Genomic DNA, 25,229 nt, shown 5'->3' on the forward strand with positions numbered 1-25,229 from the left:
GAATGACGGCCCCGCGCGATCGGCTCGCTATTCGGTACTACCGGATAGCGGTACCCTGTGCTACCGTATAGCGGTACCTGGCAGCACGGGGTACCGCGGAGACGGAGAAGGGGCCGCGATGGAAGACCTGACGGAGATGCTGAAAGGCACGCTCGAAGGCTGCGTGCTCGAGATCATCGGCCGCGAGGAGACCTATGGGTACGCCATCACGCGCCGGTTGAACGAGCTCGGCTTCGCCGACGTCATCGACGGGACGGTGTACACCATCCTGCTGCGACTGGAGCGGAACGGGCTCGTCCAGGTGACGAAGCGGCCGTCCGATGTGGGCCCGCCGCGCAAGTTCTACGCGCTCAACGACGCCGGGCGTACGGAGCTGGCGACGTTCTGGGCGAAGTGGCAGTACGTCTCATCACGCATCGACAGGCTCAGGGAGGGCGGGAGATGAGCTTCTGGGAGACGATCACCGGCAGTGACCTCACGAGGGACTGGAAGGCGTTCGAGGCTCGGGCGCAGGCGCTGCCGGCCGACTACCAGGCGGCCTGGGAACAGATCAAGGGCAACCTCTTCCCGTACGCGGGCTTCACGGGTCGCGACCTGACGCCGATCGTCGACGCCGCCCTGGGACTCCTGGAGGAGGCTTCGGCGGACGGGCTGAGCATCGGCGAGGTGCTCGGCGACGACATCCCCGGCTTCTGTGCGGCGCTGGCCGGTGGAAAGGGCGCCCGGACCTATCGCGATCGGTGGCGTGCGCAGTTGAACCGGAACGTCGCCCGGAAACTGGGCCGGTTGGGAGGCTGACGTGGGCATTCAGGACATCATCGAGGGCAAGCGGCAGTGGCGGGCGCACGTGGCCCGGGTCAAGGCGCTCCCGCCGGACTACCAGATCGTCTACCAGGAGATGCAGCGGTACTTCTTCAAGGTCGGACCGGTCGACCTGGCGGACGGCAATCTGCTCCCCGAGCTGGTCGACTTCTTCGAGGAGGGCGTCGCCGCCGGCAAGGGAGTGCTGGAGCTGATCGGCGACGACGTCGCCGCCTTTGCGGACGGCCTGATCAAGGACTCGCGCACCTACGCCGACGCCTATCAGGAGTCCCTGAGCACGAAGCCCGGCGCGGACGGGAAGTAACCCAAGTGAAGCGCCGGCGAGCCAGGTTGCTCGCCGGCGCTTCCGACCTACGGCTCAGGCGGTCACGACGCGGCGGGTGACCATCTTGCTGACGAGCGCCAGCAGTTTGCGTGGGCGGCGCGGCTGAAGGTGGGCGCTGGCGAAGTTGCTCAGGCCCGGCACGAGGTAGCCGCGGTTGCGCTTGAGTGCCTTGAGCGCCTTGCCGACCACCAGCTCAGGGGTGACCATCCGGCCGCTGACGGCGGCGTCGCGGGTGCCGATCACGGTGAAGAACGGCGTTTCCACGGGCCCGGGGCACAGTGCCAGCACCTTGATTCCGCGATCGCGATACTCGCTCCACAGGGCGAGGCTGAAGTTCAGCACGTACGCCTTGGCCGCGCTGTAGACCGCGAAGTACGCCGCCGGTTGGAAGCCGGCCGTGGACGCGACGTTGACCACTGCCCCGCTGCCGCGGCGCAGCATGTGCGGCACCAACGCGTGCGCGAGGTCGGTCAGCGCCACCACGTTGACCATCAGCTGATCGTGGTCGCGGTCGGCGTCGATCTGCTCGAACCGGCCGCAGGTGCCGAACCCCGCGTTGTTGACGAGCAGATCGACGGCCAGGTCCCGGTCTTCCAGCTCCCGCACGATCCGGCGGGCGGCATCGGGTTGAGCCAGATCCTGACCGAGCACCTCGACGCGTACGCCGTGGGCCTGCCGCAACTGCGCGGCGAGTTCCTCCATCGGCGCCACGGATCGTGCGGTGAGGACCAGGTCGTAGTCCTCGGCGGCGAGCTGCCGGGCGAAGGCGGCGCCGATGCCGGAGGAGGCGCCGGTGATCAGTGCGGTCTGGCGTGCCATGGAAACTCCCAAGCTGGAGGGGTAACTGCGATTCAACGTAGCGGTTCGTCGGCTTATTCGCAACATCATGTTGCAGTTCGCCTCAGCAATGGTGGCGTCGTGTAGCATCTCTGGCGTGACGGCAACGGGACGGCGCCTTCGTGCGGACGCCGAACGCAGCGTGCAGGCCATCCTGGAGGCGGCCGAACGGGTGCTCAAGGAAGATCCGGCGGCCACCTTGGAGCAGATCGCCGAGGCGGCCGGCGTCGCGCGTACGACGGTCCACCGACGCTTCGCCAACCGGGACGCGTTGCTGGCCGCGCTGGCCGAGTCAGCTTGGCGGCAGATCGCGGGCGCGGTCGAAGGCGCGCGTCCGGCGACCGCGCCGCCCTTGGTGGCGTTGCACCAGGCGACGGCCAACATCCTCGCCATCAAGTCCGGCTGGACGTTCGCACTGGGCCAGCCGGCCACCAACGAGGAGATCGGCCGCCTGCAGCAGGCCGTCTACGCCGCCTGCGACGAGGTGTTCCGGCGCGCACAGCAGGCCGGCGACATCCGGGCGGGGGTCGACCTGGCCTGGGCCCGGCAGGTCTACCTCGCGCTGATCAACGAGACCGCGCACGGGCCGACCGGCGGCGGCGAGCCGGACGCGGCCGCCGCCCGAATCCTCGACATGCTCTTCCACGGCATCGGCTGACGGCTGATGGGCCAAGTCACCCGCGGCGAGCTGCTCGGCCGCTTGGCCGAGGCAGTCGGATCCATCGCCGTCGCGCACCCGACGCGGGTCGCCGTCGACGGACCGCCCGCCGCCGGCAAGACCACCCTCGCCGACGAGCTGGCCGCCGTCTTGCGCGAACGCGGCCGCGACGTCATCCGCGCGACGATCGACGATTTCCTGTTCCCCCGGGCACAGCGCTATCCGCGCGGCGAGTACTCGGCCGAAGGCTGCTACTTCGACGCCCACGACTACGCGGCGCTGAACCGGGTTCTGCTCGATCCGCTCGGTCCGGGCGGCGATCGAGGGTTCCAGCCCGCGGTCTACGACCGGACCACGGACACCGTGCTGTCCCCGCCCGTCACGACCGCGCCGGCCGATGCCGTGCTGGTCTTCGACGGCGTCTTCCTCCTGCGCCCGGAACTGAACGACCGATGGGACCTACGCGTCTTCGTGTCGACAGACCTGGCGAAGACCGTGGATCGCGCCGTGATCCGAGAGCGCCCCGTGTCCACTCCGGCCGCCGTCGAACGGCGCTGGCGCGAGCGATACATCCCTGCCCAGCAGCTCTATGTCGCCACGGTCCGCCCGGCCGAGCACGCCGACGTCATCGTGCACAACGACGAGCCCTCGCGGCCGGTCTGGGTGACCCGAACCCACTGACGGCAGGCACGTCGGTGACCGGCACCGGGTCGAGTCCGCGCGCGGAATGAAGAAGATCGCGGCTGCGGGCGAGTACTGGGTGACCGTTCACCACGGAGGAGCCAATGACCGTCGACACCGACGCCCATCCCCTCGCCCGGGACGACCCCGAGTGGTTCACCTCGCTGTACGACCGATACGCCGAGGACATCCACCGGTACATCGCCGGGCGGCTGGGCTGGGAACCCGCCGGCGACCTGACCGCCGACGTCTTCCTGGTCGCGTTCCGGAAAAGGGCGTCTTTCAACCCGGACCGCGGCGAGATCAAGCCGTGGCTCTTCGGGATCGCGACCAAGGTGGTGTCCCACCACCGGCGTGCTGAGGGACGCCGGCTCAAGGCGCTGTCCCGGGTCAGCGCCGAGCACGCCGCCGACGGCCACGAAGACCACGTGGCCGCCCGGGTGGCGGCCCAGCGGGCCGGGCCGCGGCTGGCCGGGGCCATCAAAGGGCTGGCCCGGGCCGACCGTGACGTGCTGTTCCTGACCGCGCTGGGCGGGCTGAGCTACCAGGAGGTCGCCGAGGCTCTCGGCGTTCCCGCCGGGACGGTCGGCTCCCGCCTCAACCGAGCCAAGCGCGAACTGCGCCGAGTGCTGGGCGACGTGAACCCCTTGAAGGAGAACTGATGGACGAGATCGAGATCGTGAAGCGGGTGTTCGCCGAGCCCCCGCCCACACCGTCGGCGCTGGCCGCCGGTCGGCAGCGGATGATCCGCGGAATGCGTGGCCGACGCCCCCGCCGGGCACCGCTCCGGGTCGCCGTGCTGGCGCTGGGCGCTGCTGCGGTCGTCGCCGTCGTCGCCGTGGGCGGCATCGGATCCGGCGATCCCAGCAGGCAGCAGGCGCCCCGGCTGAGCGCGGCGCAGCAGGTGCTGACGAACGCGGCATGGACCGCGGAAGGGCTGCCGGCGCTGACGCCCGAGCCGAACCAGTGGATCCATTACCAGTACGCCGGCTACGACCCCAAGAGCAAGGACCCGGTGTATCGAGGCGAGGCGTGGCAGCGACTCGACGGCCGGCAGGACGCGAGCCTGGTCGACGGCAGGATCGTCGTCGTCAGTGGACCGGCCGGTTCGGAGCCTGAGGTCTACACGCCGCTGGGCGCGTGGCAGCGGCTCGCCGGGCTGCCGACCGAGCCCGCGGCGATGGTAACCGCTCTCGCCGACCAGCCGGATCTGTCGTCGAATACGACCGGATCGCCCGGCGAGCGAGCCTTCGCCAACGCCGGTGTGCTGCTGTGGAACTCGCCGCTGGGCGCGCCGCCCTCGGTACAGGCGGCTCTTTACCGCGCATTGGCCACCCTGCCCGGCATCCGCGTCGACACGGCGACCGATGTCGTCGGGGAACCCGCCGTCGGGCTCTCGCTGCCCGGTACGCCGGAAATCCTCTTCGATCCGGCGACCTACCGGTACCTCGGTGAGCGCGTGGTGAGCGACGGCGTACGGAAGCAGCGTCCGCTGCCGCCCGCCGGGCTGACCGCGGACAAGCGTGCGGCCTGGCAGCAGTGGGCCGACGACCCGGCGAACCAGCAGGTCCCGGCGGCGGGATCGCTCGTCAGCTCGCGGCTCCGGCTCGTCGTGACCCTCGTCGACCAGCCAGGAAACCGGTGACGACTGGTGAACGCAGCACCGATGTCCACAAAGGAGAAGGGAATCACCATGTCGATCGGACGGCACGCCTTGGGCGTCCTGGCGATCGTGTCGGTCGCCTTGACGGCGGCCGCACCGGCCGCGTCGAGCCACCCACCGAGGAACGGCATCTCGACCGGCACGGCCTCGCCGAGCGGCGAGGAGTCGGCCGGGCCGCGGTGGCAGCAGTTCGACCTGCCCGTCCTGGACCACGCCAACCTGACCGGGGTCACGGCGATCGGCCGAGACGACGCGTGGGCCGTCGGCTTCACCGTCCCGGAGAAGACGACCGCCGGCCCCGCAGCCGCCGAGGCGGACCAGTGCGACGCCGTCGGCCTTCCGTCGCTGGCGCTGCACTGGGACGGGACCTCCTGGAGTCAGGCGCCGGTTCCCAACCTGGGGCGTATCAACTCCGTCAGCGCGTCGGGCCGCCGCAGTGTCTGGGCGGCGGCGGACTGCGGTGTGCTGCGCTGGGACGGCCAGACGTGGACGCGGACCACGCCCGTGCCGATCCCGGGCACGGACGGGTACTTCTTCAGCGGCATCAAGGCGATCAGCGCGTACGACGTCTGGTTGTCCGGGTTCGCGTGGGACGGGACGACCGGCGACGACCGTGGCTTCGTGCAGCACTGGGACGGCGTACGGTGGCAGCTCGTCGCCCTGCCCGCGCTCGGCGACGACTTCGACATCAGCAGCGTCGACGCGGGCGGACGGCAGGACGTCTGGATCGCCGGCACCGACTACACCGGCAAGGACACCACCGGTGAGAAGCTGCTGATCCTGCACTGGAACGGTTACGGCTGGAAGCAGTTCCCCGCGCCCGCCATCACCATGGTGATCCAGCGGGTGGCCCGCGTACGCGTAATCACCGCAGACGACGTGTGGATCGCCGGCCGGGGTCAACGCGACCTGTACGGCTGGGACATCAACCGTCCGCTGGTCCTCCATTGGGACGGCGCCACCTGGACCGATACGCACGCGCCGGAGGAGCGTGGCGACCTGCGCGACATCGCCTCCGATGGCCGCACGGTCCTGGCGGCCGGTGACACCTACTCACCGCTCGACGACACCTACGAGGCCTACGTACGCCGCTGGACCGGGGCCGGCTGGATCCCGGCCGCTGTTCCGGCGCCCGGCCAGGCCTCGATCAGCGCGCTCGCGCCCAGCCCGGATGGCGGGATGTGGGCAGTCGGATCGGTCGGCGACGAGACCACCATGCGTCCGTTCATCGCCCGCACCGTCCGCTGACCCGTCCCGGAAGCACGCAAGCTGAGGTGCTGACCCGCTAAGAAGAAAGGCTGGCCGGCAGCTCCGCCTCAGGAGGCGGAGCTGTCGGCCGGTTCGCGTTGGGCGAGGTGGCAGGCCGCCGCCCAGCCGCCGCCGACGCTCAGCATCTGCGGCTGCGTCGTGGCGCACTCGGCGACGGCGATGTGGCAGCGGGTGTGGAACCGGCAGCCGGAGGGTGGGTTGGTGGGGTTGGGCGGGTCGCCGGCGAGGACGATGCGGTCGGCCAGGCGCCGGCGGCGGTTGGGGTCGACGACGGGTGAGGCGGACAGCAGCGCCTGGGTGTAGGGGTGCGCCGGTGAGTCGAACACGTCGGCGGTGTCGCCGGTCTCCGCGAGGCGGCCGAGGTACATCACGGCCGTGCGGTCGGCGATGTGGCGGACGACCGACAGATCGTGCGCGATGAACACCAGCGCGATGCCCATCCGGCGTTGCAGGTCACGGAGCAGGTTGACGACCTGCGCCTGCACCGACACGTCGAGCGCGGACACCGGCTCGTCGCAGATCAGTACGCGCGGCTCCAGCGCGAGGGCGCGGGCGATGCCGATCCGTTGCCGCTGGCCGCCGGAGAACTGGTGCGGATAGCGCGCCATCATCTCCGGCGACAAGCCGACGAGCCGGAGCAGCTCGGCGACCCGGTCGCGACGCTCGGCGGCGGTGCCGATCCGGTGCACCGTGAGCGGTTCGGAGATCAGCTCCTGCACCGTCATGCGGGGATCGAGGGACGTGTAGGGGTCCTGGAACACCATCTGGACGTGGCGGCTCAGCTCGCGGCGGTTGTCGCCGATCGGCCGGCCCGCGATCTGGATGGTCCCGGAGTCCGGGCTCTCCAGCCCGACGAGCATCCGGGCCAGGGTGGACTTCCCGCAGCCGGACTCGCCGACGATGCCCAGCGACTCGCCGGCTCGCAGCCGGAGGCTGACCCCGTCGACCGCGCTGACCTTCGTCCGGCGCAGGCCGGCCCGGCCGGTCGCGAAGGTCTTGCGGAGATCGGTCGCTTCGAGCGCCCAGGACTCGGCGGACGGCGTCGGATCAGGCGACGGCATGCAGGACCTCCTCGGCACGGTGGCAGGCGGCGGCACGATCGCCCGGCAGCGAGCGAAGTGCGGGCCGTTCGCTGCGGCACAGGTCGACGACCTGGTCGCAGCGGGGGTGGAACGGGCAGCCCGAGGGCTGGCGGCGTGGGTCCGGCGGGGTGCCGGGGATGGCGTACAGGTCGTCGCCGATCTGCCCGGCCTGCGGGACCGAGCGCAGCAGCGCCTGGGCGTACGGGTGGGCGGGTGCGCCGAGCAGTTGCTCGGTCGTGCTCGCCTCGACGATGCGCCCGGCGTACATGACCATCGTCCGGTCGGCGACCTCGGAGACGACGCCCAGATCGTGGGTGATCAGCAGGACCGCCATGTTCAGCTGGCGGCGCAGGTCGTCGAGCAGTTCCAGGATCTGGGCCTGAACGGTCACGTCCAGCGCGGTCGTCGGCTCGTCGGCGATGACGAGTTCGGGCTCCAGCGCGATGGCCATCGCGATCAGGATGCGCTGGCGCATGCCGCCGGAGAACTGGTGGGGATAGTCGCCGACCCGCTGGGCGGGCGCCGGGATGCCGACCAGGCCGAGCAGGTCGGTCGCCTGCTGCCGGGCCGCCCGCCGGGACATGTCGCGATGCTCCCGGAACAGCTCGCCGATCTGGTCGCCGATCGACAGCACCGGGTTGAGGGCCGACAGCGCGTCTTGGAAGACCATGCTCATCCGGCTGCCGCGAAGCGCGCGCAGGTCGCGGTCGGGCAGCGTCAGCAGGTCGGTTCCGGACAGCGCGATGCGGTCGGCGCGGACCTCGGCGGACCCGGTGTGCAGACCCATGACGGCCCGCGCGGTGACCGATTTGCCCGATCCGGACTCGCCGAGCAGCGCGACGAGTTCACCGGGGGCGACGTCGAAGCCGACGTCGGCCACGGCGGGGATGTCGCCGCGCCGGCTGTGGAACGTCACCGACAGCTTCCGGACCGACAGCGCCGGGGTGGGGGTCGGTTCGGTCATGGGCACCTCCTCGCCGTGCTCTTTCGCCTGCTCGTCACCGTCTGACGAGGGCGAGCTATGGTCTGACCTGCACCTCTATAAGATCACTGCCTGATCTTCACTTACATCTTGACTTCTGCGCCGGATTATTGCAACCCTTGGTTACAGCACGCCGGATCATTGCGAGTCTGTTACGGCGTCGAACCGGTTTCGCGCGGTTGGCACCCCCAAGGACCACTGCGACGGGCCGAAAACGAAGGGAAGTCACTCATGCTCGAACCGGCGAAGCGCTACACCGGATACACCGCGTACGACTATCTGGAAGCCGGCAAGGACTACAAGGAGTTCGCGTACGCCCAGCAGATCGGCCGCGTCGCCCCGTACGCCGGGCTGGACCTTTCGGACAGCCAGACCGAGCGCACGACGCGGCTGCTGCGGGAGGAGATCGTCATCTCGCTGCACGACCACGTGCAGGTGTTCCCGCAGGACATGACGCAGTTGCGCGACCACATCCGCCAGGGCCGCGAACCCACCGGCTACGAGGGCCTGTCCCGCTCGGGCATGACCGCCGTGTTCGACAACGGGATGGACGGCACCTGCTGCATCTCCAGCGACGCCGGCTGGAAGTACCAGGACGTGCTGTTCGACCTCGGCGTACGCATGGCTGACCTGGCCCACCAGGACTTCGTCGTCAAGGCCGAGACGCTCAAGGACATCTTCCGCGCGCACGAGACCGGCCGGGTGGCGCACGTGTTCGCCCTCGAAGCCGCCACGATGATCGAGAACGAGGTCGACCGGCTCGACGTGCTCTACGGATTCGGCGTACGCCAGATCGGCATCGCCTACTCCGAGGCCAACATGCTCGGCAGCGGTCTGAAGGAGCGCGGCGACGGCGGCCTGACCTACTTCGGCGAGAAGGCCGTCGAGCGGATGAACAAGCTCGGCCTGGCCATCGACATCTCCCACTCGGGCGACCGCACCGCGCTGGACGTGGTCAAGCACTCCACCAAGCCGGTCTTCATCACCCACTGCGGCTCCCGCTCGGTGTGGCCGATCAACCGGATGAAGCCCGACGACGTCATCAAGGCCTGTGCCGAGCGTGGTGGCGTACTGGGCCTGGAGGCCGCGCCGCACACGACCCTCTCGCACGCCCACCCGGCCCACAGCCTGGAATCGGTGATGGACCACTTCGTGCACTGCGTCGACCTCATCGGGATCGACCACGTCACGTTCGGGCCAGACACGCTGTTCGGTGATCACGTCGGCCTGCACGACGCGTTCGCGGCGAACCTGTCCACCAAGGAGGCGCACGGCGCCGTGCAGTTCCCGAAGGTGGAGTACGTCGACGGCCTGGAGAACCCGGCCGAATGCTTTTTCAACATCATCGGATGGCTGGTCAAGCACGACTACTCCGACGACGAGATCCGCAAGGTCGTCGGCGGCAACACCATCCGGGTCCTCGAGGAGGTCTGGGTCTGATGAGAAGACGTGCCCTCATATTCGGCGTCGCCGCCGTGCCGCTCGCCGCGGTCGTGGGCTGTAGCCCGAGCGCGCCGAGCGAGACGGGCGGCGCCGGCAGCGACACGCTGACCATCGCCACCACCACCGACGTGGTGAACTACAACCCGCTGGTCGGCAACAGCCGGACGGACTACTGGGTCTCCAACCTCATGTATCCCCGCCTGCTGACGATCGACGCGAACGGCGCCAAGTCGCCGATGCTGGCCGCGGAGTACGGCTACGCCGACGACAAGACCGGCTACTACACCATCCGGTCGGACATGAAGTGGAGCGACGGCCAGCCGGTGACGGCCGAGGACGTCGCGTACACGATCAACGCGATCAAGCAGTACAAGCCGACCGGCAACACCACGTACGGGCAGCTGGCGAACGTGGAGTCCGCGACGGCGGCCTCGGCCACCCGGGTCGAGCTGCACCTGAGCAAGCCCGACGCGACCGTCATCCCCGAGGTCGGCTACTGGATGAACGTCGTGCCCAAGCACGTGTTCGAGAAGCAGGGCGACGTCTCCAAGTTCGCCAACAACGCCGACTGGGTCAGCGCCGGACCGTACAAGCTGGTCAGCGCGGTCAAGGGACAGAGCTACACGCTCGAGCGCGTCACCCCGTACCCGTTCGCCCCCGACAACACGCCGACCCTGGCGAAGGTCGTCTTCCGCGTCTACCCCGACGTCAACACCGAGATCCTCGCGCTCAAGAACGGCGACGTGGACGCGATCGCCAACGCGCTGCCCCCGGCTCAGGTGAAGAACCTCAAGTCGACCAGCGGCATCACGGTGGAAGAGGTTCCCGGCCTCGGGTACGCCCACATGACCTACAACATGTCGCGCAAGCCCCTGGAGAACCTCAAGGTACGCCAGGCTCTCGCGGCCGCCGTCGACTACGAGTCGATCCGCACGGTCGTCCTCCAGGGTCAAGGCGTGACGACCGGGTCGAGCCCGATCCCGCCGGTGCTCAAGGACTTCGTCAACCCGTCGCTCAAGGAGTACGCGTTCGACGTCGACAAGGCCAAGCAGTTGCTGCAGGAGGCCGGGTACAAGGCTGACGGCAGCGGCAAGTTCCCGCTGAACCTCACGATGATCTACTCGCTGCAGGACGCGGTGACGTCGCAGTGGGCGTCCATGGTCAAGGACTCCGCGGCCAAGGCGGGCATCACGATCACCCTCCAGGGCCTGGACCGCAACACCTACCTGGCCAAGACGGCGGCCGGCGAGTACGACATCTACGCCGGCAACTTCGCCATCATGGACGACCCGGCGACCAACATGGCGCTGACGTACCTGCCCAAGGGTGCGATCAACTACACGCTGGTCGACGACCCGGCGCTGTCCGCGCTGATCACCCAGGCCCAGGCCGAGACGGACGAGGCCAAGCAGAAGGACCTGGTCTGGCAGGCGGCGACGCTGGTCCACGACAACGTGTACGACAACGTCATGTACATGCAGAACCTCTACGTCGCACACAGCTCCAAGTGGACGGGGTTCATCGTCAAGCCGAGCGAACTGATGTCGATCATCGACCCGCAGTCGCTGGCGAACGTCAAGAAGACCAGCTGAGGACGGCCACCCCCATGCCACCAGTCATCGGTTTCGCCGTCCGCAGGCTGCTCCGCGGCCTGGTGACGCTGTGGTTCGCCGCATCCGTCACCTTCCTGCTGCTGCGACTGCTGCCCGGTGATCCGGCACTGGCGGTGGCCAGCCCCAACATGACCCCCGAGTCCCGGCAGATCCTGCTCCAGCAGTACGGCCTCGACGAGCCCCTGTTCGTCCAGTACGGCAAGTACCTGTGGCAGTTGCTGCACGGCAACCTCGGGATCTCGTTCACCCAGCAGGTGCCGGTGACCACGGTGCTGATGGACCGGCTGCCGTGGACGCTGCTGCTGGCCGTGTCGTCGCTGCTGGTGACGATGGCGGTGGGCATCCCGCTCGGGGTGCTCGCCGCCACCCACCCGCGCGGCCTGCTGGACCGTCTGGTCCAGGTCAGCGGGGTCGTCGGGCAGTCACTGTTCATCCCCAGCGTGGGCATCTTCCTGCTGTTCACGCTGGGCCTGCAACTGCACTGGCTGCCCATCGGCGGCGCGTACTCGCCGGGGGTCTACGGCTCCGCCTGGTACGGCGACGTGGCGCTGCATCTGATCCTGCCGTGCCTGAGCCTGGTCCTGGTGCAGATCGGCACCTATGTGCTGACCTTGCGGGCGACCTTGATCGAGGCGCTCGGCGAGGACTACTGCGCACTGGCCACGGCCAAGGGACTGCCGAACCGGAAGGTGGTGTGGAAGCACGGGCTGCGCAACGCCCTGCTGCCCACCACCACCCTGGTCGGGCTGCAACTCGGCTTCGTCGTCGGCGGCGCGGTGCTCACCGAGACCGTGTTCGCGTACCCGGGCATCGGGCGCGGCATCTACGAGGCGGTCACCCAGCTCGACTTCCCGGTGCTGCAGGGCGCGTTCGTCCTGCTCGCCGCGACCGTCGTGATCGCCAACATCCTGACCGACCTCGCGTACGGTCTGCTCGACCCGAGGGTGCGTACGTCATGACAGCGACAGCGACAACCCTGGACACCGTCGTCGCCGACCAGCCGACCGCCGCCTCGGCGACCTGGCGGGCGTTCCGGCGCAATCCGCTCGGCCTCGGCGCGGTCCTCATCATGCTGCTGCTCGTCGCGGTGGCGGTGCTGGCTCCGCTCCTCGCCGACTATCCCAGCGGCTACGGGTCGGAGGTGCTGCAACCGCCCTCGGGCGAACACTGGTTCGGCACCGACAACCTCGGCCGGGACATCTTCGCCGAAGTCGTCTGGGGCACCCGGATCAGCATGATCATCGCGGCCGCGTCGTCGGCGCTGGCCATCGTGATCGGCGTGGTCGTGGCGGTCTTCGGGGCGTACTTCCCGAAGGTCGACGGGGTCATCGGCACGATCGTCGACCTGTGCCTGTCACTGCCGGTGCTGCCACTGATGATCCTGGTGGCGGCGCTGGCGGGGCCGAGCCTGCCGACCGTGGTGCTGGTCATCGCGTTCTTCGCCTGGCCCGAGGTCACCCGGGTGGTGCGCTCGCAGGCGCTGTCGGTGGTCCAGCTGCCCTATATGGACGCCGCTCGGCTCACCGGCGGATCGCACGTCTGGATCATGCGCAAACACCTGGTCCCTGCGGTCGCCCCGGTCGTCGTCGTGTCGGTCGTGCTGACCGCGTCGCGCGCCGTCCTGTCCGCCGCCGGGCTCGCGTTCCTCGGCCTGGGCGACCCCAACAGCTGGTCGTGGGGACGCATCCTCTACGAGGCCCAGCAGTCCGGTGCGATGTCGAGCGCCTGGTGGACCACGCTGTTCCCGTCGCTCGCGATCCTCGCTCTGGTCGTCTCGGCCACCCTCGTCTCCATCGCGTACAACGACGCGCGCAATCCGCGTACCAGAGAGGAATGACCATCATGGGCTTCGCGCAACGGCTCCCGGTCCGCTTCTACACCGATCTTCAAGATGTTGTACGCGCGGCGGCGGAGCAGGCCGGTTACGCCGCGTTGCTGACCGACGATCCGGAAGACGTCGCCTACCTGACCGGCTTCTTCCACCATCCCTGCGAGCGACCGGTGGCCGTGCTGCTGCCGGTCGACGGGCCGGCCGTCCTGCTGCTGCCCGAGCTGGAGGCCGAGCACGCGCAGGTGCAGAACGCGGCCGCCGAGCTGATCGCGTACCCGGAGTTCCCCGGAATCCGCGAGCCGTTCGCCTTCCTCGCGGACCGGGCCCGCGGGCGGGTCGGATTTCCCCCGAGCATGAGCGTCGGCCGGCTGGACCTCGTCCGGGCGGCCCTGCCCGGCGCGGAGCTGAGCCCGACCGACCTGGTCATGCGGGAGCGATACCGCAAGCGGCCGGAGGAGGTCGCGCTGCACCAGGAGGCGGCCCGGATCACTGACCTGATGCTGGTCGAGGGCCGGAAGCTGGTCGAGGACGCGATCGCGGCCGGCGGCGAGCTGCCCAGCGAGGCCGAACTCGCCGCGCACGTCTCCTCGGTCGGGACCGGCACCATGTACGCCGACCACGACGACGTCGTGGTGGTCTCGTTCCTGGCCGGTGGCCTGGTGTACGCAGCACGCAACAGCGCCCGGCCGCACGGCCTGCCGTCGGCCTATCGGCTCCAGCCCGGCGACACGTTCGTCCTGTCGCTCGGCTGCGCGGTCGGCGGCCGGTTCGTCGAAGGCGAGCGGACCTTCGTCCTCGGCGAGCCCACCGCCGAGCAGGAGCGCTACTACACCGCCGTCCAGCAGGCGCAGCAGACGGGAACCGAGGCGCTGCGCCCCGGATTGACCTGCGCGGAGGCCAACAAGATCTGCCTCGACGTCATCCGGTCGGCCGGGCTGGGCCGATACCTGCGCCACCGTCAGGGCCACGGCATCGGGCTGGGCATGCACGAGCCGCCGTGGCTGGAGGACGGCGATCCGACCGTGCTCGAGCCGGGCATGGTCGTGTCCAACGAGCCGGGCATCTACGTCCCGGACCACGGCGGCTACCGCATCTCCGACTCGATGCTCATCACCGAGGAGGGCGCGCGCCCGTTCACCGCGTACCCGCGCGGCCTCGCCGACGTCATCGTGCCCGTCTAGAACCGTCCACAATCTCAAGGGGGAGCCATGCGGCTGACCATCAACGACAACGAGCTGGAAGTCGAGACGTTCGGCGACGCCGACGCGCCGGTGCTGATCGCCCACCACGGCGCGCCCGGACTCGGTTCCCGGGCCGAACCGCGCGCCACCTTCGCCCCGTTCGCCGACACCTTCCGGGTCATCGTCTTCGACGCCCGTGGTTCCGGCGTCAGTGAGGGCAACGGACCGTTCACGCACGAGCAGTGGGTCGCCGACGTCGACGCGCTGCGGGAGTGGGCCGGTGTCGAGACGTTCGTGATGGCCGGCGGCTCCTACGGCGGATTCATCTCGATGGAGTACGCCATCCGCCACCCGGAACGCGTACGCGCTCTGGTGTTGCGGGACACCTCGGCCGATCACGAGAACGAGAAGGCCGCCGAGCAGAACGCGCTCGCGTCGACCCGGGTCACCATCGACCGGGCCAAACTCGACCGGATCAACAGCGGTACCGTGCGCGACGACGCCGATCTGAGAGACTGCTGGCGGGAGATCCTCCCGCTCTACGATCACGTGTACGACCCGGCCGCGGTGGAGGCGAAGGTGGAGGCGACGTACTACCGGTACGCGACGCACAACTTCGCCTTCGCGGTGAACCAGCCGAACTACGACATCAAAGCGCAGCTCCCCCGGATCACCTCCCCCACCCTGGTGACCGTCGGCCGCAGCGACTGGATCACCCCGGTCGCCAGCAGCCAGACGATCGTCGACCTGATCCCGGGCAGCCGGCTCGTCGTGTTCGAGAACTCCGGGCACTCACCGCAGATCGAAGAGGCGGACCTGTGGCGCGCGACCGTACGCGAGTTCCTGTCGGAAGTGGGCGCGGACCGGCCGGCAAAGGCATGACATGGAGCGGACCTGTGGCTGACGGCATCGCACGGCTCGACCCGCTGGACCGGCGCATCGTCGCCGCCCTTCAGTCGAACGGCCGGGCAAGCTGGACCGAGATCTCCGAACTGTGCGAGACCTCGGTCGCCACGGCCGCCCGGCGCGGGCAGCAGTTGCTGCGCGACGGCATCGTCCGGGTCGCCGTCGTCCCCGACATCAACCACGCGGGCGCGGCCGACCTGTACGACCTGCGCCTCGGCTGCCGCCCGGGCAGCCAGGTCAAGGTGTGCCTGGAACTGGCCAAGCATCCGGCGATCCGATTCGTCGCGCTGGTGAGCGGGGCGGACGACATCTTCTGCGAACTCAACGTCCGCAAGGATCAGACGCTGCAGGACATGATCAACGAGATCCAGGTCATCGACGGCGTGCAGCGCTGCCGGACCGATCTCAACCTGCACACCTACAAAGTCGCCGCCGACTGGAGCCGGCAGCTGCTGTCGGCCGACGCCGAAGTGGTCGTCCCCGACCTGCACGAGTGCGACCCGAGCCACTTCGACCCGGTGGACCACCAGATCATCGAGGTGATGCGGGAGGACGGCCGGGCCAGCTTCTCCACCGTGGCCGAGGCGATCGGGGTCAACGAGAGCACCGTACGCCGCCGGTTCGAGACGTTGCAGGGCCGCGGCTGCATCCTCGTCACGACGCTGGTGCCCGCGCCCGCGCTCGGGTTCGAATCGGAACTGCTGTTCAACATCACCGTGGAGCCGCCGTCGCTCGACGCGGTGGCCCGCAAACTGAGCACCTACCGGGGCGTACGCTTCGTCGCCGCGATGCTCAGCGAGAACACGCTGATGTGCGAGGTCATCCTGCCGACGACCAAGGACATCTTCGATTTCACCACCAACACGCTGGGCCACCTGGAGGGCGTACGCGGCTGGACGGCCAACATGGTCCTGCTGACCTTCCGCCGGGGCTTCGTCGAGACCCCGTGGTGGCCGCGCAGCGTCGTCACGTTGTCCCGGCAGAAATAGCCCCGGACGCCGCAAACCCCTGCCGCGCGGAGGCAGGCATCGGATAATCGGAAGGGATACGCCGGGCGCCCGGGGCCGCCCGCACCGGACGACGAGAACGGATCCTGATGTCTTCTTCCGCGCAGCAAACCGGTCAGGCGAACATCGGCGTGGTCGGACTGGCCGTCATGGGGTCGAACCTCGCCCGCAACCTCGCCTCGCGAGAGGGCAACACGGTCGCGGTCTACAACCGCACCTACGCCCGCACCGAGGAGTTGCTGCGAGAGCATGGCGACGCCGGTTTCCTCGCGGCGGAGACGGTCGACGACTTCGTCGCCTCGCTGGCCAAACCGCGTACGGCGATCATCATGGTGCAGGCCGGCGCCGGGACCGACGCCGTGATCGAGCAGCTCGCCGAACGGTTCGAGCCGGGCGACATCATCGTGGACGGCGGCAACGCCAACTTCCACGACACCATCCGGCGTGAGCGCGACCTGCGTGAGCGGGGGCTCAACTTCGTCGGCACCGGCATCTCCGGCGGCGAGGAGGGCGCCCTGCACGGGCCGTCGATCATGCCGGGCGGGTCGGTCGAGGCGTGGGAGACGCTCGGCCCGATCCTGAAGAGCATCGCCGCGGTGGCCGAAGGCGAGCCGTGTGTGACCCATATCGGCACCGACGGCGCCGGCCACTTCGTCAAGATGGTGCACAACGGCATCGAGTACGCCGACATGCAGCTCATCGCCGAGGCGTACGACCTGCTGCGGCGGGTGGGCGGGTACTCCGTCGAGCAGCTCGTCACGATCTTCCAGCAGTGGAACTCCGGCGACCTGGAGTCGTACCTGATCGAGATCACCGCCGAGGTGCTCGGCAAGACCGATCAGAAGACCGGCAAGCCGCTGGTCGACGTGATCCTCGACCAGGCCGGCTCCAAGGGCACCGGGGTCTGGACCGTGCAGAACGCGGTCGGCCTGGGCATCCCGGTCTCCGGCATCGGCGAGGCGGTCTTCGCCCGGGCGGTCTCCTCCAAACCGGAGCAGCGTGCGGCGGTCCACTCGACCGTCCACAGCGCCACGTTCGGGCCGCGGCCGACCGCACAGGCGATGCCGGACTCGTTCGCCGACGACGTACGCGCCGCCCTGTACGCGTCGAAGGTGATCGCGTACGCCCAGGGCTTCGACCTCATCGTGGCCGGGGCGAAGGAGTTCGGCTGGGACATCGACCTCGGTGCGCTCGCCAAGATCTGGCGGGCGGGCTGCATCATCCGGGCCCGGTTCCTCAACCGCATCGTCGACGCGTACGCCCACCAGCCGGATCTGCCGACGTTGCTGGTCGACCCGTACTTCGCCGAGGCGGTGGCCCAGGGCGAGGCCGCCTGGCGGCGGATCGTCGGCATCGCGGCGGCGTCGGCCGTCCCCGCGCCCGGTTTCTCCTCGGCGTTGGCGTACTTCGACTCGCTCGCCTCCGAACGGCTGCCGGCCGCTCTCATCCAGGGCCAGCGCGACTTCTTCGGCGCGCACACCTACAAGCGGGTCGACCAGGACGGGACCTTCCACACCCGGTGGTCGGAGGACGGGCAGGAGGTCGAGGTCGCACCCTCGACCCACTGACCGGCGTGTGATCAGAGTCCGAGGTAGATCTGGCGTACGCGGCTGTCGTGGCTCAGCTCCTCCGACGTGCCGGTCATGGCGACCACGCCGTTCTCCATCACGAGACAGGATGAGGTCACCTCGAAGGTGAGCTTGGCGTTCTGCTCGACGAGCAGGATCGTCAGCCCTTGGGCGCTGAGCCGTTGCAGCACCTGGACGATCTCGTCGACGAGCTTGGGCGACAGGCCCATCGAGGGTTCGTCGAGCAGCAGCAGGCTCGGCTGGGACATCAGCGCCCGGCCGATGGCCAGCATCTGCTGCTGGCCGCCGGAGAGCGCGCCGGCGAGCCGGTTCCGCATCTCGCCGAGGACGGGGAACAGCTCGTAGACCTCGTCGGCGGCGGTCCGGACGCGCTGGTTCCACGGTTTGGCGTACGCGCCGAGGTAGAGGTTCTTCTCGACGGGAAGCCCAGGGAACACGTGGCGGCCTTCGGGGACGTAGCCGACGCCGTGGCGGACCATGTCGCGCGCCTTGACCTTGGTGATGTCCCGCTCCCCCAGCCGCAGGCCGGTGACCCGGCGCGGGACGAGGCCCATCAGGGCTTTGAGGGTGGAGGTCTTGCCCGCCCCGTTGGCGCCGATGATGCCGACGGCCTGTCCGGCCGGGACGGTGAGGTCGACGTCGTCGACCGCGCGGACGCCTCCGTAGTGGACGGACAGGCCCTGGACGGTCAGGGCCTGGCCCCGTGCGGTGAGGTCGGCTGTCGTCGCGGTCGTCGCGGCCGTCTGCGTCATTGGGGCACCTCCGTCGGCGTGGCTCCGGGCACGTCGTGGGACATCGCTTCGGGCACGTCGTGGGACATCGCGGAATCCCCGAGGTACGCCTCGATCACCTTCGGCGACCGCGCGACCTCCGCCGGGGTGCCCTCGGCGATGACCGTCCCGCTGGCGAGCACCGTGATCTTCTCGCACAGCGACATGACCAGGCCCATGTTGTGTTCGATGATGACGACGGTGACCCCGGACGACCGGATCGATCGGGTGATCTCGGCGAGCTGGCGTACCTCGTCGCCGTTGAGCCCGGCGGCCGGCTCGTCGAGCAGCAGCAGGCTGGGTTTGCGGGCCATGGCGCGGGCGATCTCGGCACGGCGCTGGATGCCGTACGGGAGTGCGCCGGGGGCGGTGTCGCCGAAGTCGGCCAGCCCGAATCGGTCGAGGATCTCGTCCGCCTCGGCACGCAGTGCCCGGTCGTGCCGCCAGATCCCGATCGGCCAGAGGGCGTACCGCCAGGCGTCGTGGGCGCGGCTCTGGTCGAGCGCGACGAGGATGTTCTCCCGCACGGTGAGCTGCTTGAACAGGCGGAGGTTCTGGAAGGTCCGGGCGATGCCGGCTTGGGCCAGCCGGAACGAGCGGGCGGCGGTCATATCGCGGCCGGCGATGTGGACGCGACCGGCCGTCGGCTTGTACAGCCCGCTGATGACGTTGAAGAGCGTGGTCTTGCCGGAGCCGTTCGGGCCGACGATCCCGCGGATCTCGCCCGGCTCGACGCTGAGGGTGATCTGCTGGAGGGCCTTGAGGCCGCGGAACGCCATGTCGACCGCGTCGACCCGCAGGATCGGGCCGCCGGACGGGTCCGTCGTCACCGGCTCGTAGGGACGGAACGCGCCCAATGTGGACGGTGCGCCGGGCGTACGCCTGGCGAACAGCCCGAACCGGCGGGCGGCGGCCAAGGCACGAGCCGGTACGCCGGCCAGCCCGGTCGGGGCGAACACGACGGTCAGCACGACCACGCTGCCGTACGCGATCTGCGCGTACGTCGGGTAGTCGGCCAGCAGTTCGCGGATGAGGGTCAGGGCGGCGGCTCCGACGACGCAGCCGACCAGGCTCTGCCGCCCGCCGATGATGACCATGGCGAGGAGGAAGAACATGTTCGCGATGCTGAACGTCTCGGGGGCGACGTAGCGGATGAGCCCGGCGTACAGCACCCCGGCGAGGCCGCCGTAGACGCTGGCGAGCAGGAACGCCGTCATGCGCAGCATCGGCACCTCGACGCCGACGGCGCCGGCGGCCAGGTCGTCGTCACGCATCGCCCGCATGCGCCGGCCGAGCGGCGTATGCACGACGAACAGCCCGAACGCGAGCGCGATCGCGAAGACGATCAGTTCGAGGTAGTAGAAGAGGTACTCGCTGGACAGGTCGACGCCCGGCAGGACCGGCCCGGCGATGCCGGAGATCCCTTCCGCGCCGCCGGTCAGCTGGGCGTTGGTGACCCAGTTGGTGAAGGCCAGCGCCAGCCCCAGGGTGACGATGCCGAGGTAGTGCGACTGCATCCGCAGGGCCGGCAGTCCGATGACGATCCCGAAGACGCCCGCGATGGCGATGGAGATGACGGCGGCGGTCCAGAACCCGTAGCCCTCGCGGGTGGTGAGGATGGCGGTGGCGTACGCGGCCACGCCGAAGAACGCGACCTGCGCGAGGTTGATCTGACCGGCGATGCCCATCGCCAGGCCGAGGCCGACGGCGAGCAGGGCGAAGATGAGCATCACGTCGACGACGTGGATCGAGTAGGAGTCGAGCTGATACGGCAGCAGCCAGGCGGCGATCCCGAGGATCGCGACGGCGCCGATGCGGTACTTCATGCGCGGTTCACCGTCCGCTCGCCGAAGACGCCGGTGGGCCGGATCATGATGATCACCGTGAAGACCAGGAAGGTGACCAGTTCCGAGTAGCCCTGGAAATGACCGGCGGCGAACGAGTCGAGCACCCCGATCGCGATGCCGCCCAGGATCGCTCCCGGTACGCTGCCGAACCCGCCGAGGATCGCGCCGGCGAACCCTTTGATGCCCAGGGTTCCGCCCATCGTCGGGTTCACGTAGAGCAGCGGGCCGACCAGTCCCCCGGCCAGCGCCGCGAGCGCCGCACCGAGCATGAACGCGATCGCGTTGCTGCGGCCGACGTGGATGCCGACGGCGGTCGCGGCCTCATGGTCCATCGCGACGGCCTGCATCGCCGCTCCGCGCTTGGTGCACTGGAGGAAGAACATCAGCAGCAGCGTCGCGGCGGCGGCGATGGCCAGCACCAGCAGGTCGTAGGTGCGGATCTTGATCCCGGCGACGTCCAGCGGCGCGGCCGGCACCGGCGAGCGCACCGCCCGGCCGGTGGCCCCCCAGACGAGGATCGCCAACGCCTCCAGCACGATGCCGAAGCCGATCGTGCCGATCAGCATGAGGTCGAAGTCCTTGTTCTCCAACGGCCGCAGGACGCGTTCGATGATGACGCCGATCAGGCCGGTGACCGCGAGCGCGATCACCATCGCCAAGGCGAACGGCAGCTTGGCCGACAGGTAGAAGGTCGACGCGATGTAGGCGCCGATCATGACCACGTTGCCGTGTGAGAAGTTGACCAGTCCCATCGTGCGGTAGACGAGGGAGAACCCGAGAGCCACCAGCGCGTAGATGGCGCCGAGGCTCACGCCGCCGATGAAGGTCTGTAGGAAGATCTGCATTGTTCTCCCTGGGGACGGGGCTTGCGAGGCGGTCCTCGGGAAGGCGGCCGGGCCGCCTCCCCGAGGTGTCGGATCAGCTGGCGGGGACCAGCTTGCCGTTCGTGATCGTGCCGATCGTGGTGGCGAAGATGCCCACCCCGGTCTCGTCGTAGGCGAAGTTGCCCAGCAGACCGTCGCGCTTGGTCGCGCGGATCGCGTCGGCGAGCGCCTTGCCCGTGGCCACGTTGCTCGACTTGAGGGCGCTCAGCAAGATCTGCGCGCCGTCGTACGCCTTCGCTCCGTGCAGCTCGGCCTCCTCGCCATAGGCCGCCTTGTACGCCTCGGCGAACTTGCGCGTCTTGTCGTTGAGGTCGTTGCTCATGTACGGGGTGCTGACCAGCGTCCCTTCGACGGCGGCGACGCCGGCGGTGTCCCGGAACACCGGGGTGCCCTGCGGTGCGGCGCCGGCGAAGACCGCCTTGATGCCCAGCTCCCGGGTCTGCTTGACGATGAGGCCGGATTCGACCTCCTCGGCGCCGAGGAAGATGACCTGTGGGTTCTTCTGCCGGATGGTGGTCAGCGCGGCGCTGAACTCCTTCTGGTCGGTCGTGACGACCTGGTCGGCGACCGGCGTCACGCCGCGGGCCTGGAGCGCTTTGAGGAAGGCGTCGTGCTCGCCTTTGCCGTAGGACCCGTTGTTGGTGATCATCGCGATGCTCTTGATCCCCTTGGTCTCCACGACGTGCTTGGCCAGGGTCTCGTCGTAGGTGACGCTGGTCGGCCCATTGAGGAACAGGAACGGGCTCTTCAACGCGACCATGCCCGGGGACTGCCCGGAGGCGATGTTCGGGATCTGGTTCTGCTGGAGGATCGGCGCCATCGCGATGGTGACCGCGCTCTCGGCGGTGCCGATCATCGCGAGATAGCCCTCACTGGCGATCTTGCGGGCCATGTTCGTGCCGACCGTCGGATCGCCCTGATCGTCGAAGACGTCGAGCTGGATCTGCCGGCCGTTGATGCCGCCGGCCTTGTTCCATTCCTCGACGGCGAGTTTGGCGCCCTTCAACTCCCAGGCGCCCAGCGAGCTGAGCTGGCCGCTCTGCGCGTCGACGAGGGCGATCTTGATCGGCCCGGTCGAGTTCTTGTCGCCGGAGTCGTTGTCCGAGCCGGGTGCGGAGCACCCGACGACGAGCGCCAGGACGGCCGTGAAGCCGACGATCGCCAGGCGCGATCGAGCGGAGGGGGACATGACACTTCACCTCAATCTGGGGGAGGCGCGATGTGGGTGGGCGGTGCGGGTGTCACTCGAAAACGCCGTGGTAGATGTCCTTGATGTTCCAGTGCCCGGGGGTGGGCACCGGTTCGTTGGTCATCGGGACGTCCAGGACCGCCGGGCGGCGGTTCCGGACCGCGGTACGCAGTGCGTCGGCGAGGTCGGCGGGCTTGTCGACGCGGTATCCGTCCGCGCCGCAGGCTCGCCCGAACTCGGCGAAGTCGGGGCTGTACGGGCGGCCTTCCGGGTCGCGGAACTCGCATCCGTAGCTGCGGCCGAAGTTCGCCGCCTGCAGATCGGCGATCGTCCCGTGGGCACGGTTGTTCATGACCAGGAAGATCACCGGCAGCCCCTGTTCGACCGCCATCGGCACGGCCGGCAGTTGTGCGCTCATGCCGCCGTCGCCGATGAGGGCCACCACGACCCGGTCCGGTTCGGCGATCTGCACGCCGAGCGCGGCTGCCGGGCCGAATCCCATGGTGGACGCGCCGCCGGGGGTGATGAAGCGTCCGCCGGCGGGCAGCGGGTAGCACTGGGCCACCCCGTTCTTGTTCCAGCCGACGTCGGTCACGAGGACCGCGTCGTCCGGTACGCCGGCGCGTACGTCGGCGAGGATGCGTTCCGGGCGCAGCGGGAACTGGTCGCTGCGTCCCCGGTCGGCGCTGCCGGCGAAGAGAGCCGTCCGCGCCTCGGCGATGGTCTCGCGCAGTCCCGGCCGCTGGACGGGGTCGGGCTGCGCCCGGCGTACGGCGGCCTCGATCGCCTCGACGGCCAGGGTGGCGTCGGCGACCACGCCGATCTCGACCGGATAGTTGCGGCCGATCTCCGCCGGGTCGATGTCGATCTGGATCAGCTTCGACGGCGGGAACCGCCACGTGTACGCCGGATTCCAGGAACTGGCGTCGGTCTCGGCGAACCGCGTACCGATCGCGAGAACGACGTCGGCGCTCAACGCGTACTCGTTGGTCGTCTGAAGTCCCCAGAAGCCCGGCATGCCGAGCACGAGCGGATGACCGTCGGAGATCGCGCCCTTGGCCATGAGGGAGTGGGCGATCGGGATCTCCAGGTGTTCGGCGAGGCGCGCGAGGATCGCGCGCCCTTCGCCGCGGCCGAGACCGCCGCCGACGTAGATCAGCGGGCGTCGCGCGGACAGCAGCAGGCCGGCGATCCGGTCGGCCTCGTCCGCGGGCAGGTCGGGAACGGTGGTGTGGACGGGCAGGTGATGGTCGGCGGCGTCCGGCAGCGGACGCGACAGCAGGTCCATCGGGATGTTGAGCAGGACGGCCCCGGGGCGACCGGAGGCGGCGGTCCAGAAGGCGCGCTCGGTGAAGCGCGGCAGGTCCTCGACGCGGTGCGCGTGCCAGGCGCGCTTGACGAACGGGCGGTAGATGGCGGTCTGGTCGGCGTCGGCGTGGAGGTTGACCTCCTGGTGCGGGTGCCGTCCGTACATGTAGGACGGAACGTCGCCGGAGATCACGACCAGCGGGACGGAGTCCATCGCCGCCGTCGCGACCCCGGTGACTGCGTTCATCATGCCGGGGCCGACGTGCACCAGCAGGACGCCGGGCTTGCCGGAGGCGCGGGCGTAGCCGTCGGCGGCGTGCGCGGCGGCCTGCTCGTGCCGGGCGATGACGAACTTCACCCCGGTACGCCCGATGGCGTCGAGTAGGGCGATGTTGGTGTGCCCGCAGGTGCCGAAGACGTACTCGACGCCGTAGGCCTCCAGTTGCGCCGCCAGCGCTTGGGCTCCGGACCGAGTCGCCGGATCTGACTGCGTCATCGCACCGACCCCCAGACGGACAGGTCGCGCAGGATCAGGGTTTTGAGCACGGTGTAGTCCTCGATCATCTGGCGGGGGGCCTCGCGGCCGAAGCCGGAGTCCTTGACGCCCCCGAACGGAATGTGGTCGAGCCGGAAGTTGGAGGAGCCGTTGACGATCAGGCCGCCGACCTCCAGCTCACGCCAGGCGGTGACGATGCGGCCGATGTCGCGGGTGAACAGGCCGGCTTGCAGGCCGAACCGGCTGTCGTTGCAGGTCTGCAGGACGGCGTCGAAGTCGTCGAACGGCAGCACGGCGACCAGCGCCCCGAAGACCTCCTGCACGACGATGTCGGCGTCGGCGGGTGGATCGGCGACCACGGTCGGCGCGAGGGTGGCCCCGTCGTGTCCACCGCCCAACGCCAGGACTCCCCCGCCGGCGGTGGCCTTGGCGGCCCAGCTCGCTACCCGCCGCGCGGCCGCTTCGTCCACCATGGATCCGACGTCGGTGTCCGGGTCGAGCGGGTCGCCGACCTTGAGCGCACGCACTTCGGTGGTGAACGCGTCGAGGAACTCGTCGAACCGGGAGCGCTGGACGTAGACACGCTGGACCGAGATGCAGCTCTGGCCGGAGTTGCTGTATCCGGTGCGGGCGCAGATCCGGGCGGCCGCCGCGAGGTCGGCGTCGTCGCAGACGATGGTGGCCGCGTTGCCGCCGAGTTCGAGCACCAGCCGTTTGGCTCCGGCGGCCCTAGCGACGGCCGCGCCGGTGGCAGCGCTGCCGGTGAAGCTGATGACCGCCACCTCGTCGGCCGCGCACAACGCCGCGCCGACGTCGCCGCCACCGTGCAGCAACTGCACCGCCTCG

General features: G+C 69.5%; 25 protein-coding genes. 16 read left to right on the forward strand and 9 right to left on the reverse strand.

All coding sequences use genetic code 11. From position 1 onward, the window contains the following. The first annotated feature begins 118 nt into the window (after positions 1-118). Genes AB0M47_RS03400 through AB0M47_RS03410 form a run of 3 tightly spaced genes read left to right on the forward strand, consistent with a single transcriptional unit; the run spans position 119 to position 1,126 of the window. Positions 119-445 (forward strand): PadR family transcriptional regulator, encoded by a 327-nt coding sequence (locus AB0M47_RS03400; RefSeq protein WP_363407637.1) that lies wholly within the window; start codon positions 119-121, stop codon positions 443-445. Further along, positions 442-798, forward strand: a complete 357-nt coding sequence (locus AB0M47_RS03405) for a DUF1048 domain-containing protein (RefSeq protein ID WP_363407640.1) — start codon at positions 442-444, stop codon at positions 796-798. Before AB0M47_RS03400 ends, AB0M47_RS03405 begins: the two co-directional genes overlap by 4 nt. Before the next feature lies 1 nt (position 799). Beyond that, positions 800-1,126, forward strand: a complete 327-nt coding sequence (locus AB0M47_RS03410) for a DUF1048 domain-containing protein (protein WP_363407643.1) — start codon at positions 800-802, stop codon at positions 1,124-1,126. A 54-nt stretch (positions 1,127-1,180) separates the two neighbouring features. Here AB0M47_RS03410 and AB0M47_RS03415 read toward each other — a convergent pair whose 3' ends face one another. Continuing rightward, a complete protein-coding gene (locus AB0M47_RS03415) occupies positions 1,181-1,966 on the reverse strand; it encodes an SDR family oxidoreductase (protein ID WP_363407646.1) in 786 nt (261 codons plus the stop codon). A 115-nt stretch (positions 1,967-2,081) separates the two neighbouring features. Here AB0M47_RS03415 and AB0M47_RS03420 point away from each other — a divergent pair, with 115 nt between their 5' ends. The 5 genes from AB0M47_RS03420 to AB0M47_RS03440 all read left to right on the forward strand — a co-directional run bounded on the left by AB0M47_RS03420 (position 2,082) and on the right by AB0M47_RS03440 (position 6,234). Next, entirely contained in the window at positions 2,082-2,642 is a 561-nt protein-coding gene (locus AB0M47_RS03420; RefSeq protein WP_363407649.1) for a TetR/AcrR family transcriptional regulator, read from the forward strand. Positions 2,643-2,648: 6 nt separating this feature from the next. Next, positions 2,649-3,323, forward strand: coding sequence for a uridylate kinase (locus AB0M47_RS03425; RefSeq protein ID WP_363407652.1), 675 nt, complete (start codon positions 2,649-2,651; stop codon positions 3,321-3,323). Between the two features lie 104 nt (positions 3,324-3,427). Further along, a complete protein-coding gene (locus AB0M47_RS03430) occupies positions 3,428-3,985 on the forward strand; it encodes an RNA polymerase sigma factor (RefSeq protein ID WP_363407655.1) in 558 nt (185 codons plus the stop codon). Next, on the forward strand, positions 3,985-4,968 hold the full coding sequence (locus AB0M47_RS03435; protein WP_363407658.1) for a CU044_5270 family protein: 984 nt from the start codon (positions 3,985-3,987) through the stop codon (positions 4,966-4,968). The genes AB0M47_RS03430 and AB0M47_RS03435 overlap by 1 nt, the downstream gene beginning before the upstream one ends. 21 nt (positions 4,969-4,989) lie before the next feature. Then, positions 4,990-6,234 (forward strand): hypothetical protein, encoded by a 1,245-nt coding sequence (locus AB0M47_RS03440; protein ID WP_363407661.1) that lies wholly within the window; start codon positions 4,990-4,992, stop codon positions 6,232-6,234. 68 nt (positions 6,235-6,302) lie between these two features. Here the strand turns inward: AB0M47_RS03440 and AB0M47_RS03445 are convergent, their stop codons facing one another. Beyond that, positions 6,303-7,316 carry an oligopeptide/dipeptide ABC transporter ATP-binding protein gene (locus tag AB0M47_RS03445; RefSeq protein WP_363407664.1) on the reverse strand — a complete coding sequence of 338 codons (1,014 nt, stop codon included), beginning with the start codon at positions 7,314-7,316 and terminating at the stop codon, positions 6,303-6,305. Beyond that, on the reverse strand, positions 7,303-8,301 hold the full coding sequence (locus AB0M47_RS03450; protein ID WP_363407667.1) for an ABC transporter ATP-binding protein: 999 nt from the start codon (positions 8,299-8,301) through the stop codon (positions 7,303-7,305). Before AB0M47_RS03450 ends, AB0M47_RS03445 begins: the two co-directional genes overlap by 14 nt. A 249-nt stretch (positions 8,302-8,550) precedes the next feature. Here AB0M47_RS03450 and AB0M47_RS03455 point away from each other — a divergent pair, with 249 nt between their 5' ends. From AB0M47_RS03455 to gndA, 8 genes are all read left to right on the forward strand, one after another. Continuing rightward, complete coding sequence (locus AB0M47_RS03455) at positions 8,551-9,759, forward strand: membrane dipeptidase (protein WP_363407670.1); 1,209 nt, start codon at positions 8,551-8,553, stop codon at positions 9,757-9,759. Then, positions 9,759-11,354, forward strand: coding sequence for an ABC transporter substrate-binding protein (locus AB0M47_RS03460; RefSeq protein WP_363407673.1), 1,596 nt, complete (start codon positions 9,759-9,761; stop codon positions 11,352-11,354). The genes AB0M47_RS03455 and AB0M47_RS03460 overlap by 1 nt, the downstream gene beginning before the upstream one ends. A 14-nt stretch (positions 11,355-11,368) precedes the next feature. Continuing rightward, positions 11,369-12,334 (forward strand): ABC transporter permease, encoded by a 966-nt coding sequence (locus tag AB0M47_RS03465; protein ID WP_253753649.1) that lies wholly within the window; start codon positions 11,369-11,371, stop codon positions 12,332-12,334. Beyond that, positions 12,331-13,212: an ABC transporter permease gene (locus AB0M47_RS03470; protein WP_363407677.1), complete on the forward strand. Its 882-nt coding sequence runs from the start codon at positions 12,331-12,333 to the stop codon at positions 13,210-13,212. The genes AB0M47_RS03465 and AB0M47_RS03470 overlap by 4 nt, the downstream gene beginning before the upstream one ends. Further along, complete coding sequence (locus AB0M47_RS03475; protein WP_363407680.1) at positions 13,209-14,387, forward strand: Xaa-Pro peptidase family protein; 1,179 nt, start codon at positions 13,209-13,211, stop codon at positions 14,385-14,387. The genes AB0M47_RS03470 and AB0M47_RS03475 overlap by 4 nt, the downstream gene beginning before the upstream one ends. A 27-nt stretch (positions 14,388-14,414) precedes the next feature. Continuing rightward, positions 14,415-15,269 (forward strand): alpha/beta hydrolase, encoded by an 855-nt coding sequence (locus tag AB0M47_RS03480; RefSeq protein WP_363407683.1) that lies wholly within the window; start codon positions 14,415-14,417, stop codon positions 15,267-15,269. Between the two features lie 14 nt (positions 15,270-15,283). Then, a complete protein-coding gene (locus AB0M47_RS03485) occupies positions 15,284-16,282 on the forward strand; it encodes an Lrp/AsnC family transcriptional regulator (RefSeq protein ID WP_363407686.1) in 999 nt (332 codons plus the stop codon). A 107-nt stretch (positions 16,283-16,389) separates the two neighbouring features. After that, the gene (gene gndA / locus AB0M47_RS03490; RefSeq protein ID WP_363407689.1) at positions 16,390-17,868 is read left to right on the forward strand and encodes an NADP-dependent phosphogluconate dehydrogenase; all 1,479 of its coding nucleotides are present in this window, start codon (positions 16,390-16,392) and stop codon (positions 17,866-17,868) included. 11 nt (positions 17,869-17,879) lie between these two features. On the opposite strand, the gene AB0M47_RS03495 is transcribed toward gndA, so the two are convergent. The 6 genes from AB0M47_RS03495 to AB0M47_RS03520 form a co-directional block, all read right to left on the reverse strand. Next, positions 17,880-18,641 carry an ABC transporter ATP-binding protein gene (locus tag AB0M47_RS03495; RefSeq protein WP_363407692.1) on the reverse strand — a complete coding sequence of 254 codons (762 nt, stop codon included), beginning with the start codon at positions 18,639-18,641 and terminating at the stop codon, positions 17,880-17,882. Further along, complete coding sequence (locus AB0M47_RS03500) at positions 18,638-20,485, reverse strand: branched-chain amino acid ABC transporter ATP-binding protein/permease (RefSeq protein WP_363407695.1); 1,848 nt, start codon at positions 20,483-20,485, stop codon at positions 18,638-18,640. The genes AB0M47_RS03495 and AB0M47_RS03500 overlap by 4 nt, the downstream gene beginning before the upstream one ends. After that, entirely contained in the window at positions 20,482-21,351 is an 870-nt protein-coding gene (locus tag AB0M47_RS03505; protein WP_363407698.1) for a branched-chain amino acid ABC transporter permease, read from the reverse strand. Before AB0M47_RS03505 ends, AB0M47_RS03500 begins: the two co-directional genes overlap by 4 nt. Positions 21,352-21,424: 73 nt before the next feature. Next, on the reverse strand, positions 21,425-22,579 hold the full coding sequence (locus AB0M47_RS03510; RefSeq protein ID WP_363407701.1) for an ABC transporter substrate-binding protein: 1,155 nt from the start codon (positions 22,577-22,579) through the stop codon (positions 21,425-21,427). A gap of 52 nt (positions 22,580-22,631) precedes the next feature. After that, positions 22,632-24,383: a thiamine pyrophosphate-binding protein gene (locus AB0M47_RS03515; protein ID WP_363407704.1), complete on the reverse strand. Its 1,752-nt coding sequence runs from the start codon at positions 24,381-24,383 to the stop codon at positions 22,632-22,634. Then, a partial coding sequence (locus tag AB0M47_RS03520) for an aldehyde dehydrogenase family protein (protein WP_363407707.1) occupies positions 24,380-25,229 on the reverse strand: 850 nt, incomplete at its 5' end. The genes AB0M47_RS03520 and AB0M47_RS03515, both read right to left, overlap by 4 nt.

Source organism: Hamadaea sp. NPDC051192 (assembly GCF_040682475.1).
In the GTDB taxonomy this organism is placed as follows: Bacteria; Actinomycetota; Actinomycetes; order Mycobacteriales; family Micromonosporaceae; genus Hamadaea; species Hamadaea flava.

Excerpts from the sequence above, each read along its gene's own strand:
- AB0M47_RS03400 (WP_363407637.1), top strand. The coding sequence starts at position 119 with ATGGAAGACCTGACGGAGATGCTGAAAGGCACGCTCGAAGGCTGCGTG.
- AB0M47_RS03405 (WP_363407640.1), top strand. The coding sequence starts at position 442 with ATGAGCTTCTGGGAGACGATCACCGGCAGTGACCTCACGAGGGACTGG.
- AB0M47_RS03415 (WP_363407646.1), bottom strand. The coding sequence starts at position 1,966 with ATGGCACGCCAGACCGCACTGATCACCGGCGCCTCCTCCGGCATCGGC.
- AB0M47_RS03425 (WP_363407652.1), top strand. The coding sequence starts at position 2,649 with ATGGGCCAAGTCACCCGCGGCGAGCTGCTCGGCCGCTTGGCCGAGGCA.
- AB0M47_RS03430 (WP_363407655.1), top strand. The coding sequence starts at position 3,428 with ATGACCGTCGACACCGACGCCCATCCCCTCGCCCGGGACGACCCCGAG.
- AB0M47_RS03435 (WP_363407658.1), top strand. The coding sequence starts at position 3,985 with ATGGACGAGATCGAGATCGTGAAGCGGGTGTTCGCCGAGCCCCCGCCC.
- AB0M47_RS03440 (WP_363407661.1), top strand. The coding sequence starts at position 4,990 with ATGTCCACAAAGGAGAAGGGAATCACCATGTCGATCGGACGGCACGCC.
- AB0M47_RS03445 (WP_363407664.1), bottom strand. The coding sequence starts at position 7,316 with ATGCCGTCGCCTGATCCGACGCCGTCCGCCGAGTCCTGGGCGCTCGAA.
- AB0M47_RS03450 (WP_363407667.1), bottom strand. The coding sequence starts at position 8,301 with ATGACCGAACCGACCCCCACCCCGGCGCTGTCGGTCCGGAAGCTGTCG.
- AB0M47_RS03455 (WP_363407670.1), top strand. The coding sequence starts at position 8,551 with ATGCTCGAACCGGCGAAGCGCTACACCGGATACACCGCGTACGACTAT.
- AB0M47_RS03460 (WP_363407673.1), top strand. The coding sequence starts at position 9,759 with ATGAGAAGACGTGCCCTCATATTCGGCGTCGCCGCCGTGCCGCTCGCC.
- AB0M47_RS03465 (WP_253753649.1), top strand. The coding sequence starts at position 11,369 with ATGCCACCAGTCATCGGTTTCGCCGTCCGCAGGCTGCTCCGCGGCCTG.
- AB0M47_RS03470 (WP_363407677.1), top strand. The coding sequence starts at position 12,331 with ATGACAGCGACAGCGACAACCCTGGACACCGTCGTCGCCGACCAGCCG.
- AB0M47_RS03475 (WP_363407680.1), top strand. The coding sequence starts at position 13,209 with ATGACCATCATGGGCTTCGCGCAACGGCTCCCGGTCCGCTTCTACACC.
- AB0M47_RS03480 (WP_363407683.1), top strand. The coding sequence starts at position 14,415 with ATGCGGCTGACCATCAACGACAACGAGCTGGAAGTCGAGACGTTCGGC.
- gndA (WP_363407689.1), top strand. The coding sequence starts at position 16,390 with ATGTCTTCTTCCGCGCAGCAAACCGGTCAGGCGAACATCGGCGTGGTC.
- AB0M47_RS03495 (WP_363407692.1), bottom strand. The coding sequence starts at position 18,641 with ATGACGCAGACGGCCGCGACGACCGCGACGACAGCCGACCTCACCGCA.
- AB0M47_RS03500 (WP_363407695.1), bottom strand. The coding sequence starts at position 20,485 with ATGAAGTACCGCATCGGCGCCGTCGCGATCCTCGGGATCGCCGCCTGG.
- AB0M47_RS03505 (WP_363407698.1), bottom strand. The coding sequence starts at position 21,351 with ATGCAGATCTTCCTACAGACCTTCATCGGCGGCGTGAGCCTCGGCGCC.
- AB0M47_RS03510 (WP_363407701.1), bottom strand. The coding sequence starts at position 22,579 with ATGTCCCCCTCCGCTCGATCGCGCCTGGCGATCGTCGGCTTCACGGCC.
- AB0M47_RS03515 (WP_363407704.1), bottom strand. The coding sequence starts at position 24,383 with ATGACGCAGTCAGATCCGGCGACTCGGTCCGGAGCCCAAGCGCTGGCG.